Annotated in this window: 7 protein-coding genes; 6 read left to right on the top strand and 1 reads right to left on the bottom strand. The window is 66.1% G+C overall.

Features of this window, described 5'->3' with window-relative positions; genetic code table 11:
* Positions 1–43 precede the first annotated feature (43 nt).
* The 3 genes from A7E77_RS12015 to A7E77_RS12005 all read left to right on the top strand — a co-directional run bounded on the left by A7E77_RS12015 (position 44) and on the right by A7E77_RS12005 (position 3,018).
* Positions 44–1,159 (top strand): DUF3089 domain-containing protein, encoded by a 1,116-nt coding sequence (locus A7E77_RS12015; protein WP_063688277.1) that lies wholly within the window; start codon positions 44–46, stop codon positions 1,157–1,159.
* A complete protein-coding gene (gene ruvX / locus A7E77_RS12010) occupies positions 1,156–1,632 on the top strand; it encodes a Holliday junction resolvase RuvX (protein ID WP_063688275.1) in 477 nt (158 codons plus the stop codon). Before A7E77_RS12015 ends, ruvX begins: the two co-directional genes overlap by 4 nt.
* 318 nt (positions 1,633–1,950) lie before the next feature.
* Positions 1,951–3,018 carry an NAD(P)-dependent alcohol dehydrogenase gene (locus tag A7E77_RS12005; protein ID WP_063688273.1) on the top strand — a complete coding sequence of 356 codons (1,068 nt, stop codon included), beginning with the start codon at positions 1,951–1,953 and terminating at the stop codon, positions 3,016–3,018.
* 46 nt (positions 3,019–3,064) lie between these two features.
* On the opposite strand, the gene A7E77_RS12000 is transcribed toward A7E77_RS12005, so the two are convergent.
* Entirely contained in the window at positions 3,065–3,553 is a 489-nt protein-coding gene (locus A7E77_RS12000; protein WP_226341735.1) for a hypothetical protein, read from the bottom strand.
* A gap of 268 nt (positions 3,554–3,821) precedes the next feature.
* Between A7E77_RS12000 and A7E77_RS11995 the strand changes: the two genes are divergently transcribed.
* From A7E77_RS11995 to rpoC, 3 genes are all read left to right on the top strand, one after another.
* The gene (locus A7E77_RS11995; protein WP_063688269.1) at positions 3,822–4,286 is read left to right on the top strand and encodes a hypothetical protein; all 465 of its coding nucleotides are present in this window, start codon (positions 3,822–3,824) and stop codon (positions 4,284–4,286) included.
* Between the two features lie 369 nt (positions 4,287–4,655).
* Positions 4,656–8,810 (top strand): DNA-directed RNA polymerase subunit beta, encoded by a 4,155-nt coding sequence (rpoB, locus tag A7E77_RS11990; protein ID WP_017978136.1) that lies wholly within the window; start codon positions 4,656–4,658, stop codon positions 8,808–8,810.
* Positions 8,811–8,975: 165 nt separating this feature from the next.
* Positions 8,976–13,265 (top strand): DNA-directed RNA polymerase subunit beta', encoded by a 4,290-nt coding sequence (rpoC, locus tag A7E77_RS11985; protein ID WP_043059954.1) that lies wholly within the window; start codon positions 8,976–8,978, stop codon positions 13,263–13,265.
* The last annotated feature ends 2 nt before the right edge of the window (positions 13,266–13,267 follow it).

The following is a 13,267-nucleotide window of genomic DNA, read 5'->3' as shown; positions in this document are numbered from 1 at the left end:
CCCCGCATCGGGCAGAGCACGCCCATCGAACCGGGAGCCCCGCGTGGCGCGTAAATTCCTCTATGTCTTCGCCGTCCTGATTGCGCTCGTGATCGCCGGGGCGATCGCCTATCGCCTTGCGGGCAACCGCATTCTGCGCATGGCGCTGGTGCCGTCCGAGACGTTCCAGGCACAGGCGAGCGTCGATCCGCGCGTCTATGCCGACGCCAAGATGTGGATCGCCCGGCCCGACATTCCCGGCAATCCCGCGCGGTGGACGCCCGCCGGCTACACTCCCGCCCCCGCCGGACAGGCGAAGGCTGCGGTCTTCTTCATCCACCCCACCTCGTACATCGGCCGCGCGCACTGGAACGCCGCGCTTGAGGATGCCGAAACCAACGCCCGCGCCGCGATCTTCCTGCGCGGCCAGGCGAGCGCGTTCAACGACAGCGCCGACATCTGGGCACCGCGCTACCGCCAGGCGACGTTCGGCGCCTTCCTGACCAGCGAGGCCAGCGCCACCCAGGCGCTCGACCTCGCCTATCGCGACGTCGCCGCCGCCTTCGACGCCTTCGTGCGCCAGGTCGACCCGAAGCGCCCGATCATCCTCGCCGGCCACAGCCAGGGCGCGCTCCACCTCACCCGGCTGCTGCGCGAAAAGATCGCCGGCAAGCCGATCGCGCGTCGTATCGTCGCCGCCTATGTCGTCGGCTGGCCGGTGTCCAAAGCGACGGACCTTGCCGCGCTCGGCCTGCCCGAATGCACCCGCCCCGATCAGGCCCGCTGCCTGCTGTCGTGGCAGAGCTTTGCCGAGCCCGCCGACCCGTCGCTCATCACCGACCTCTATGACACGACGACCGGCTTCGACGGCCGCCCGCGCAAGGGCAGCCCGATGGTCTGCACCAACCCGTTGACCGGCACCGCAGGCGCTGCCGCGCCGGCCAGCGCCAACCGCGGCACGCTGTACCCGAGCGCGGATCTCAGCACGGCGACGATCCAGCCGGGCAAGGTGCCCGCGCGCTGCGACCCGCGCGGTGTCCTGCTGATCGGCACACCGCCGGAGGTGGGGGGTTACGTCCTCCCCGGCAACAACTACCACGTCTACGACTACAGCCTGTTCTGGGCCAATGTCCGCGCCGACGCCGCCCGCCGCCTCGCCGCGTTCGGAGCCGGTGCATGATCACCCTCGACCGCACCGATTTCCGCGCGGCCTTGCCGCAGGGTGGTCGCCTGATCGGGCTCGATCTCGGCACCAAGACGATCGGCACCGCTCTGTGCGACGCCGGCTGGAGCTTCGCGAGCCCCGCCGACCTCATCCGCCGCACCAAGTTCACCGCGGACAAGGCCGCGATCGCCAAGCTGATCGCCGCGCAGCACGTCCGCGGCATCGTGCTCGGCCTGCCGCTCAACCTCGACGGGACCGAAAGCCCGCGCAGCCAGTCGACCCGCGCCTTCGCGCGCAACTGCGCCGATCTCGCCCTCCCCATCCTGCTGTGGGACGAACGCTGGAGCACGGTGGCGGTCGAACGCACGATGATCGAACAGGATATGAGCCGCGCCAAGCGCGCCGAACGGATCGACAATCTCGCCGCCGCCCACATTCTGCAGGCGGCGATCGATGCCTTGGTGATGGTGCCGGCGCCGACGAACTGATCGATCCGGCGACCACCGCCAAAACTCCTCCCCCGCCAGGGGGGAGGTGGCGCGGCGACGCCATGACGGAAGGGGGAGGTAAGGACGCCGATCGTTACGAAGCGCACGTGAACCTCCCCCTCCGTCAGCGCTCGCGCGCTGCCACCTCCCCCTGGCGGGGGAGGAATGATCGGCGCCGCACCCTCTTGGTAATCGACTCGGCCGATCCTGCTCATCGAAACGATCACCCGGACCCTTCCGCGTGCTTACCGCGTTGCAGCATAAGGGAAACGTTCCGTGGGACGTCCCTCACCTATCTCCATTCCAAAGGTTTCCATCATGCCCACCGCCACCCAGGGCTATGCCGCCCAGGCTGCTGACGCCCCGCTCGCGCCCTTCCACTTCGAACGCCGCGATCCCGGTGCCAAGGACGTCGCGATCGACATCCTCTATAGCGGCGTCTGCCATTCCGACCTTCACACCGCGCGCGGCGAGTGGGACGGGACGCTCTACCCCTGCGTCCCCGGGCACGAGATCGTCGGCCGCGTCACCGCGGTCGGCAGCGACGTGACGAAATTCAAGGTCGGCGACATCGCCGGCGTCGGCTGCATGGTCGACAGCTGCGGCCATTGCCCCTCGTGCAATGACGGCGAGGAGCAATATTGCGAGACGACGGGCTTCGTCGGCACCTACAATGGCCCGGACGAGGTAATGGGCGGTCACACCTTCGGCGGTTATTCCGACCATATCGTCGTGACCGAGGATTTCGTCCTCCACATCGGCCATGACGAAAAGGACCTCGCCGCCGTGGCGCCGCTGCTCTGCGCCGGCATCACCACCTATTCGCCGCTGCATCACTGGAAGGTGGGGCCGGGCCAGAAGGTCGGCATCGTCGGTCTCGGCGGGCTCGGCCATATGGGCGTCAAGATCGCCGCGGCTATGGGCGCGGACGTCTATGTCTTCTCGACCTCGCCGGGCAAGCGTGACGACGCCAAGCGCCTCGGCGCCAAGGACCTGATCGTTTCGAAAGACGCCGACCAGATGGCCGCGCACGAAGGCTCGTTCGACTTTATCCTGAACACGGTCGCGGCGCCCCACGACCTCGACGCGCTGCTCGTCCAGCTGAAGCGCGACGGCACGATGTGCCTTGTCGGCGTGCCCGCGGAGCCGCACCCGGCGCCCTCGGTCGGCAACCTCGTCTTCCGCCGCCGCGCGCTGGCCGGTTCGCTGATCGGCGGGATCAAGGAGACGCAGGAGATGCTCGACTTCTGCAAGGAGTACGGCCTGACCAGCGATATCGAGATGATCCGTATGGAGCAGATCGACGAGGCCTACGAGCGGATGGTGAAGGGCGATGTGAAGTATCGCTTCGTCATCGATATGGCGACGCTGAAGGCCGCAGCCTGAACCGCGTCGCCCGCCCGTCCGGTTCGTGCCGGACGGGCGGTGTCGGTTAGCGCTCTACGCCGGCACCATAAGGGCGGACCGCCAATTGCTCGTGCATGCGGGCAGGCTGGTCGAGCCAGAAGGGCGCTAGCTTAGCGCTGTCGACGCGCTCGACGCCGACCGCAAAGCCGCGCGCGCTCTGCCCGGCGATGCCCGCACCGGCATCGTACAGCGCGTTGACCGCGACGACGGGGACGAACAACGTCCGCCCGCCTGCGGTGAGCGGCACGATATCCGCTCGCGCCTGCGCGACGACCAGACGGATCCGCCGCTCCTCGCCGGGGCCGAGCGCGAAGGGCGGCGTCGCAGGGCGGACGATGGGCTGGTCGAACACGGGCGCGATCTCGTCGCCCTGCCCCGGTGTCGCGCCGATCAGCGCCGCGCCGATGCGGATCGCTTGCGCGGGCGCGCTGCCGTCGTTGCGGACGACCAGCTCGGCCTCCACCGTCGCGCTGAGCAGATTCAGGCCGGCGCGGCGCGGGTGAAGGCTTAGCAACAGCCGCCCGCGATCCCCGACGGGTGCGGATGGCGGCGCAGGTGCGGGCGTCGGCGGCGTGGCGGGTGACGCAGCCGGCGTGCGCGGCCGAACCGGTTGCGGTTTCGGAACGGGCACAGGCGCAGCAGGGGTGACCGGCTCATCCGCGGCGTCGGCGGGGCGGCGACGCCACCACCAGGCCCCTGCCCCACCGAGGCCCAGCACCACTGCCAGCCCGATCAGCCAGCCGTAATCGGACCCGCTATCCGGTGCGGTCGCAGGTACGGCCGTGGCCGCGGGCGACGGCGTAGCGGCCTCGACCGGCGTGGGCGATGCTGTGGAAGTAGCCGTCGGCGTCGGGGTCGGGGTCGGCACCGCTATCGCGGTCGGCGTGGCGGCCGGCGTAGGCGATGCGGTCGCCCGCGGTGTCGGGGTCGCTGTAACGCGCGGCGTCGGCGTCGGTGTGGCACGCGGGGTCACGCGCGGTGTCGGCGTCGCCCGCGGGGATGCCGTGGGGGTCGGCAACGGCGCGATGACCGGAGCCGGCGTCGGGCTTGGCGTGGGTGTCGGCTGCGAGGGCGGCAGGCTGAAATTGTCCAGCCCCGGCAACGTCTGCGCCGGCGTGCCATTGCCGGTCTGCGCGGCGGCCGGAGCGATCGTCACGGGCGCGATGGCGGTCACCATCAGGAAGGGGATCGTGCGCCGACGCACACCCCGGAAACTCGTCATCGGTGCGGAACTCTTCCAAAGATAAGCCCCCGCTCCTGCGGCATGCAGCGACGACCGCCAGTCGCGCTGCGACGAAACGCCCCGCCAAGGCGACCGGCCGAACCGGCTACCGGGCTGAACCCCGTGTTGGACCGCTGTTGGACGTCCCCCCTTTGACAGCATCCAACACCGCGCCTATATGGGCGGCTCACCACAGCTTTTCGGGACATGAAGCGCCGTCGCGCAGCGCTTCGTACGGATAGAGGGTTGCGGTTCCAGACGCCAAAGGCCGACGCAGTATCATGCGATCGGCTTTTTTGCGTCGCTTCGTGCGTCCGGTCCGGGGATTTCCGGGCACGACATTCCGGCGGGTCCCATCCGGGCCTCGCCAGCGACTTGAGGACAGATAACGCTCATGGCCACCAAGGCGATCCAGGGCAGCACCGCCAAGCGGCGCATCCGCAAGATCTTCGGGGATATCCACGAAGTCATTCAGATGCCGAACCTGATCGAGGTTCAGCGCGAAAGCTATGAGCAGTTCCTGCGCTCGGACAAGTCGACGGGCCACGTCTCGGGTCTGGAAAAGACGCTGCGCAGCGTCTTCCCGATCCAGGACTTCGCCGGCACCGCCTATCTCGATTTCGACGATTACGTCCTCGAACCGCCGAAGTTCGACGTCGAGGAATGCCGCCAGCGTGGCATCACCTATGCCGCGCCGATGCGCGTCACGCTGCGCCTGACCGCGTTCGAGGTCGATCCCGATACCGAAGCCAAGTCGGTCATCGATATCAAGGAGCAGGACGTCTACATGGGCGACATGCCCCTGATGACGGAGAACGGCACCTTCTTCATCAACGGCACCGAGCGCGTCATCGTCAGCCAGATGCACCGGTCGCCGGGCGTGCTGTTCGACCATGACCGCGGCAAGACGCATGCGAGCGGCAAGTATCTCTTCGCCGCGCGCGTGATCCCGTATCGCGGCTCGTGGCTGGACTTCGAGTTCGACGCCAAGGACATCGTCAACGTCCGTATCGACCGCAAGCGCAAGCTGCCGGTGACGGCGCTGCTCTATGCGCTGGGCATGACCAGCGAGGACATCCTCAACCACTTCTACAACCGCGTGACCTACGTCCGCGGCGAAGGCGGCTGGCGTATTCCGTTCGCGGCCGAGAACTGGCGCGGCGTGAAGCCGCTGTTCGACATCGTCGACGCCTCGTCGGGCGAAGTCGTGTTCGCGGCACAGCAGAAGATCAGCCCCCGCGCAGCCAATAAGGCGGCGAAGGACGGCCTGACCGAACTGCTGATCCCGACCGAGGAAATCTATGGCCGCTATTCGGCCTATGACCTGATCAACGAAGCGACCGGCGAAATCTACGTCGAGGCGGGCGACGAAATTGGTGCCGAAAACCTCGAAAAGCTCGACAAGGCGGGCATCGACCGCATCGAGCTGCTCGACATCGACCACGTGTCGACCGGCGCCTGGATCCGCAACACGCTGAAGGCCGACAAGGCCGAAGAGCGCGAGCAGGCGCTCAGCGACATCTATCGCGTCATGCGCCCCGGCGAACCGCCGACGCTCGAAACCGCCGAAGCCCTGTTCGCGGGCCTGTTCTTCGATCCCGATCGCTACGACCTGTCGGCCGTGGGTCGCGTGAAGCTGAACATGCGCCTCGACCTCGACTGCCCGGACACGGTGACGACGCTGCGCACCGAGGATATCCTCGCCGTGGTGAAGACGCTGGTCGACCTGAAGGACGGCAAGGGCGAGATCGACGACATCGACAACCTCGGCAACCGCCGCGTGCGTTCGGTGGGCGAGCTGCTGGAGAACCAGTATCGCGTCGGCCTGCTGCGCATGGAGCGTGCGGTCAAGGAGCGTATGTCGTCGGTCGACGTGTCGACGGTGATGCCGAACGACCTGATCAACGCCAAGCCCGCGGTCGCCGCGGTGCGTGAGTTCTTCGGTTCGTCGCAGCTGTCGCAGTTCATGGACCAGACCAACCCGCTGTCCGAAGTGACGCACAAGCGTCGCGTTTCGGCGCTCGGGCCGGGCGGTCTGACGCGTGAGCGTGCGGGCTTCGAAGTCCGCGACGTTCACCCGACGCATTATGGCCGTATCTGCCCGATCGAAACGCCGGAAGGCCCGAACATCGGCCTGATCAACAGCCTCGCGTCGTTCAGCCGCGTCAACAAGTACGGCTTCATCGAAACGCCGTACCGCAAGATCATCGACGGCAAGGTGACCGACGACGTCGTCTATCTATCGGCGATGGAAGAGGCCAAGCACACGATCGCGCAGGCCTCGGCCGAGCTGAAGGACGACGGCAGCTTCGCCGAAGACCTCGTCTCGGCGCGTCAGGCGGGCGAATTCCTGATGGCGCTGCCGGAAACGATCACGCTGATGGACGTCAGCCCGAAGCAGCTCGTGTCGGTCGCCGCGTCGCTCATTCCGTTCCTTGAGAACGACGACGCCAACCGCGCGCTCATGGGCTCGAACATGCAGCGTCAGGCCGTGCCGCTGGTGAAGGCGGAAGCGCCCTTCGTCGGCACCGGCATGGAAGAGACCGTCGCGCGCGATTCGGGCGCGGCGATCGCCGCCAAGCGTGCGGGTATCGTCGACCAGGTCGACGCCAGCCGTATCGTCGTGCGCGCCACGGGTGACGTGGACGCTGGCAAGTCGGGCGTCGACATCTACACGCTGATGAAGTTCCAGCGCTCGAACCAGTCGACCTGCATCAACCAGCGTCCGCTGGTGAAGGTGGGCGACGTGGTCAACGCCGGCGACGTCATCGCCGACGGCCCGTCGACCGAGTTCGGCGAGCTGGCGCTGGGCCGCAACGCACTCGTCGCGTTCATGCCCTGGAACGGCTACAATTATGAGGACTCGATCCTCATCAGCGAGCGGATCGTGAAGGACGACGTGTTCACGTCGATCCATATCGACGAGTTCGAGGTGATGGCCCGCGACACGAAGCTCGGGCCGGAAGACATCACCCGCGACATCCCGAACGTCGGCGAGGAAGCGCTGCGCAACCTCGACGAGGCGGGCATCGTCTATGTCGGCGCCGAAGTGGAGCCGGGCGACATCCTGGTCGGCAAGATCACGCCGAAGGGCGAAAGCCCGATGACGCCGGAAGAGAAGCTGCTTCGCGCGATCTTCGGTGAAAAGGCGTCGGACGTGCGCGACACCTCGCTGCGTCTGCCGCCGGGCGTTGCCGGTACGATCGTCGACGTCCGCGTCTTCAATCGCCACGGCATCGACAAGGACGAGCGCGCGATGGCGATCGAGCGCGAGGAGATCGAGCGCCTGAAGAAGGACTCGGACGACGAGCGCACGATCCTCAACCGGGCGACGTGGAGCCGCCTGCGCGAGATGCTGCTGGATCAGGTCGCGACTGCGGCGCCGAAGGGCGTCAAGAAGGGCTCGACCATCGACATGGACCTGCTCGACAGCGTCGACCGCCACGAATGGTGGAAGTTCGCGGTGCAGGACGATGCGGTCCAGTCGAACCTGGAAGCCGTCAAGCAGCAGTATGACGAAGCGGCCAAGCGGATCACGGACAAGTTCCACGATCGTCGCGAGAAGCTGGAGCGGGGCGACGAGCTGCCGCCGGGCGTGCTCAAGATGGTCAAGGTCTTCGTCGCGGTGAAGCGCAAGCTGCAGCCGGGCGACAAGATGGCCGGCCGTCACGGCAACAAGGGCGTCATCAGCCGCATCCTGCCGCAGGAGGATATGCCCTTCCTTGCGGACGGTACGCCGGTCGATCTCGTGCTGAACCCGCTGGGCGTGCCGTCGCGCATGAACGTCGGTCAGATCTTCGAAACGCACCTCGGCTGGGCGGCACGCAACCTGGGTATGCAGGTCGCGGCGCAACTCGAAGAGTGGCGTGAGGCCAATCCGGACGCCAAGGCGGGCGACATGCCCGACGCGGTCAAGACGCGCCTCGTCGAAGTCTACGGCGATCACTATGCCGAAGACATCCAGAGCCGCGAGCCGGAAGAGATCGCCGAGCTGGTGAAGAACATCCGCACCGGCGTGCCGATGGGCACCCCCGTGTTCGACGGCGCCCGCGAAAGCGACGTGTCGGCGATGCTGGAGCTGGCGGGTCTCGACACGTCGGGCCAGTCGGAGCTGTTCGACGGCCGCACCGGCGACAAGTTCGACCGTCGCGTCACCGTGGGCATCATCTACATGCTGAAGCTGCACCACCTGGTCGACGACAAGATCCACGCACGGTCTATCGGGCCGTACAGCCTCGTCACCCAGCAGCCGCTGGGCGGTAAGGCGCAGTTCGGCGGCCAGCGCTTCGGCGAAATGGAGGTCTGGGCGCTGCAGGCGTATGGCGCTGCCTATACGCTGCAGGAGATGCTGACGGTGAAGTCGGACGACGTCGTCGGCCGCACCAAGGTCTACGAGGCGATCGTCAAGGGCGACGACACGTTCGAGGCCGGCATCCCCGAGAGCTTCAACGTGCTCGTCAAGGAAATGCGCTCGCTGGGCCTCAACGTCGACCTCAAGTCCATGCAGGACCTGGAAGACGAAGGCGGCCTCGCCGAGGCGGCGGAGTAAAGCCACGGCCTTCCCTCTCCCGGCGGGAGAGGGAGGGAGGCGCGAAACGCGCCGGAAGGGTGAGGGCAGCGGTCTGCCCTGCCCTCACCTTCCCACCAGCTTCGCTGGCGGGCCCCTTCCTCTCCCGATGGGAGAGGAGTTGAGTTTGAAAAGAGGTTCATACCCATGAACGAACTGACCAATTTCGCCAATCCGATCGCGAAGCCGGAAACCTTCGACCAGATCCAGATCGGTATCGCCTCGCCCGACAAGATCCGTTCGTGGTCGTTCGGTGAGATCAAGAAGCCCGAGACGATCAACTATCGCACGTTCAAGCCCGAGCGTGACGGCCTGTTCTGCGCGCGCATCTTCGGTCCGATCAAGGATTACGAATGCTTGTGCGGCAAGTACAAGCGCATGAAGTACAAGGGCATCGTCTGCGAAAAGTGCGGTGTCGAAGTCACGGTGTCGAAGGTGCGCCGCGAGCGTATGGGCCATATCGAACTGGCCGCCCCGGTCGCGCACATCTGGTTCCTGAAGTCGCTGCCGAGCCGCATCGGCCTGCTGCTCGACATGCAGCTGAAGCAGCTCGAGCGCGTGCTGTACTTCGAAGCGTATATCGTGATCGAGCCGGGCCTGACCCCGCTCGAAAAGTATCAGCTGCTCACCGAAGACGAACTGCTCGAAGCGCAGGACGAATACGGTGAAGACGCCTTCTCCGCCGGTATCGGCGCGGAAGCGGTCCGCATCATGCTCGAGAACCTCGACCTCGAGGGCGAGAAGGTGCAGCTTCTGGAAGAGCTGGCGACGACCAAGTCGGAGCTGAAGCCCAAGAAGATCATCAAGCGCCTGAAGGTCGTCGAGAGCTTCCTGGAATCGGGCAACCGTCCCGAATGGATGATCCTCGAGGTCGTGCCGGTCATCCCGCCCGAGCTGCGCCCGCTGGTGCCGCTGGACGGCGGTCGCTTCGCGACCTCGGACCTGAACGACCTGTATCGCCGAGTCATCAATCGCAACAACCGCCTGAAGCGCCTGATGGAGCTGCGTGCGCCGGACATCATCGTCCGCAACGAAAAGCGCATGTTGCAGGAAGCGGTCGACGCGCTGTTCGATAACGGCCGTCGCGGCCGCACGATCACGGGCGCCAACAAGCGTCCGCTCAAGTCGCTGTCCGACATGCTCAAGGGCAAGCAGGGCCGCTTCCGTCAGAACCTTCTGGGTAAGCGCGTCGACTATTCGGGCCGTTCGGTCATCGTGACCGGCCCGGAGCTGAAGCTGCACCAGTGCGGCCTGCCGAAGAAGATGGCGCTCGAGCTGTTCAAGCCGTTCATCTACGCCCGTCTGGACGCCAAGGGTCTGTCGATGACCCTGAAGCAGGCCAAGAAGTGGGTCGAGAAGGAGCGCAAGGAAGTCTGGGATATCCTGGACGAGGTGATCCGCGAGCACCCGGTCATGCTGAACCGCGCGCCGACGCTTCACCGCCTGGGCATCCAGGCGTTCGAGCCGGTGTTGATCGAGGGCAAGGCGATCCAGCTTCACCCGCTAGTCTGCTCGGCGTTCAACGCCGACTTCGACGGTGACCAGATGGCCGTGCACGTTCCGCTGTCGCTGGAAGCGCAGCTGGAAGCGCGCGTCCTGATGATGTCGACCAACAACATCCTGTCGCCCGCGAACGGCAAGCCGATCATCGTGCCGTCGCAGGACATGGTGCTGGGCCTGTATTACCTCTCGCTCCAGAAGGAGAAGGAGCCGGGTGAAGGCATGCTGCTCGCCGACATGGAGGAGGTGCATCAGGCGCTCTTCGCCGGCGCGGTGACGCTGCACACCAAGATCGTCAGCCGCGTTCCGCAGACCGACGAGCAGGGCAACCAGTACCTCAAGCGCTACGAGACGACCCCGGGCCGCATGCTGCTCGGCGAGTGCCTGCCGAAGAGCCACAAGGTGCCCTTCGACACCGTCAACCGCGTCCTGACCAAGAAGGACGTCGGCGAGGTGATCGACGAAGTGTACCGTCACACCGGCCAGAAGGAGACCGTGCTGTTCGCGGACGCGATCATGGCACTGGGCTTCCGTCACGCGTTCCGCGCCGGCATTTCGTTCGGCAAGGACGACATGATCATCGCGCCGGACAAGGATCGTCTGGTCGACGAGACGCGCGAGCAGGTGAAGGACTTCGAGCAGCAGTATCAGGACGGCCTGATCACGCAGCAGGAGAAGTACAACAAGGTGATCGACGCCTGGAGCCGCTGCGGCGACCAGGTCGCGAACTCGATGATGAACGAGATCAAGGCGGTTCGTCACTATGAGGACGGCCCGATGGTCGGCCGCGAGAAGGACATCAACTCGATCTACATGATGGCCCACTCGGGTGCGCGTGGTAGCCCTGCGCAGATCAAGCAGCTCGCCGGCATGCGCGGCCTGATGGCCAAGCCGTCGGGCGAGATCATCGAAACGCCGATCATCTCGAACTTCAAGGAAGGTCTGACCGTCCTCGAATACTTCAACTCGACCCATGGCGCCCGTAAGGGCCTCGCGGACACCGCGTTGAAGACCGCGAACTCGGGCTACCTCACCCGCCGCCTCGTCGACGTGTCGCAGGATTGCGTCATCATCGAAGAGGATTGCGGCACCGAGCGCGCGCTGGAGATGAAGGCGATCGTGCAGGGCGGTTCGACCATCGCGTCGCTCGCCGAGCGTATCCTCGGCCGCACCACGGCCGAAGACGTCGTCGATCCGAAGACCAATGCGGTGGTGATCCCGATCGGCACGCTGCTGGACGAAGCCATGGTCGCGCAGATCGAGGCCATGGGCATCCAGGGCATGAAGATCCGCTCGCCGCTGGTCTGCGAATCGAAGATCGGCGTCTGCGGCAAGTGCTACGGGCGTGACCTCGCCCGCGGTACGCCGGTGAACATCGGCGAAGCGGTCGGCGTCATCGCGGCGCAGTCGATCGGTGAGCCGGGCACGCAGCTGACGATGCGTACCTTCCACATCGGCGGCGCGGCGCAGCTCAACGAGCAGTCGAACCTCGAGGCGCCGGTCGACGGCACCGCGGTGTTCAAGGACCTGCGCCTGATCGTCGACCAGCGCGGTCGTCGCGTGGTGCTGTCGCGTTCGGGCGAGATCATGATCGTCGACATGGACGGTCGCGAGCTCTCGACGCACCGCATCCCGTACGGCGCCTATGTGATGTTCGACGACGGCCACATGCTGTCGAAGGGCGATCGCATGGCGGAGTGGGATCCGTTCACCATGCCGGTGATCACGGAAAACTCCGGTATCGTGAAGTATCAGGACCTGACGGAGGGCAAGACGCTCACCGAGCAGACCGACGAAGCGACCGGTATCGCCCAGCGCGTCGTGATCGAATATCGCACTTCGTCCAAGTCGAAGGAGGATCTGCGTCCGCGCCTGACCCTCACGACGTCGGAAGACGGCGAGGCCGCCCGCTACATGCTGGCGCCGGGTGCGGTGCTGTCGGTCGACGACAATGCCGAGGTGCAGGCCGGTGACGTTCTGGCCCGTGTCAGCCGCGAGTCCGCCAAGACCCGCGACATCACCGGTGGTCTGCCGCGCGTCGCCGAGCTGTTCGAAGCGCGTATCCCGAAGGAAGCGGCGATCATCGCCAAGGTTTCGGGCCGCGTGGTGTTCGGCAAGGACTATAAGGCGAAGCGGAAGATCGGCATCCAGCCGGAGGACGGCGGCGATATCGTCGAATATCTGGTGCCGAAGTCGAAGGTGATCGACGTTCAGGAAGGCGACTACGTCAAGCGTGGCGACAACCTGATCGGCGGTTCGCCGAACCCGCACGACATCCTGGAAACGATGGGCATCGAGCCGCTGGCCGAATATCTCGTCAGCGAAATCCAGGAAGTCTATCGACTGCAGGGCGTGAAGATCAACGACAAGCACATTGAGACGATCGTTCGTCAGATGCTGCAGAAGGTCGAGATCACCGACGGCGGCGACACCACGCTGCTGAAGGGCGAGCAGGTCGATCGCGAGGAAATGGACGCGATCAACGACAAGCTCGACGCGAACCAGGTCCGTGCGCAGGGCAAGCCTGTCCTGCTCGGCATCACCAAGGCGTCGCTGCAGACCCGCAGCTTCATCTCGGCGGCGTCGTTCCAGGAAACCACCCGCGTCCTCACCGAGGCGGCGGTCCAGGGCAAGCAGGACACGCTGATGGGCCTGAAGGAGAACGTCATCGTCGGCCGTCTGATCCCGGCCGGCACCGGCGCGGGCATGAACCGCCTGCGCGTCGCAGCCTCCTCGCGCGATGCGGCGCTCCGCGTCCAGCAGCGTGCGTTGCAGGCGGCGATCGTCGCCCCGGCGTCGGCCGCGGAGCTGCGCGCTGCCGAACAGCAGCGTTCGGTGCGTGACGATGCCGGCACGGGTCCCGATCCGCTCGCCGAAGTCGTCCCCTCGGGCGACGGCAGCGACGAAGCCGCGGGCGAATATCTGAACCGGGAGTAATC

Source organism: Sphingomonas sp. NIC1 (genome assembly GCF_001638925.1).
Lineage (GTDB): Bacteria > Pseudomonadota > Alphaproteobacteria > Sphingomonadales > Sphingomonadaceae > Sphingomonas > Sphingomonas aquatilis.
The sequence above is the reverse complement of the archived record's forward strand: the minus strand, read 5'-3'. Positions and strand labels throughout refer to the sequence as shown.

What these genes read in the sequence shown, in the direction of transcription:
- ruvX (WP_063688275.1), top strand. Translation starts at nt 1,156, where the DNA reads ATGATCACCCTCGACCGCACCGATTTCCGCGCGGCCTTGCCGCAGGGT.
- A7E77_RS12005 (WP_063688273.1), top strand. Translation starts at nt 1,951, where the DNA reads ATGCCCACCGCCACCCAGGGCTATGCCGCCCAGGCTGCTGACGCCCCG.
- rpoB (WP_017978136.1), top strand. Translation starts at nt 4,656, where the DNA reads ATGGCCACCAAGGCGATCCAGGGCAGCACCGCCAAGCGGCGCATCCGC.
- rpoC (WP_043059954.1), top strand. Translation starts at nt 8,976, where the DNA reads ATGAACGAACTGACCAATTTCGCCAATCCGATCGCGAAGCCGGAAACC.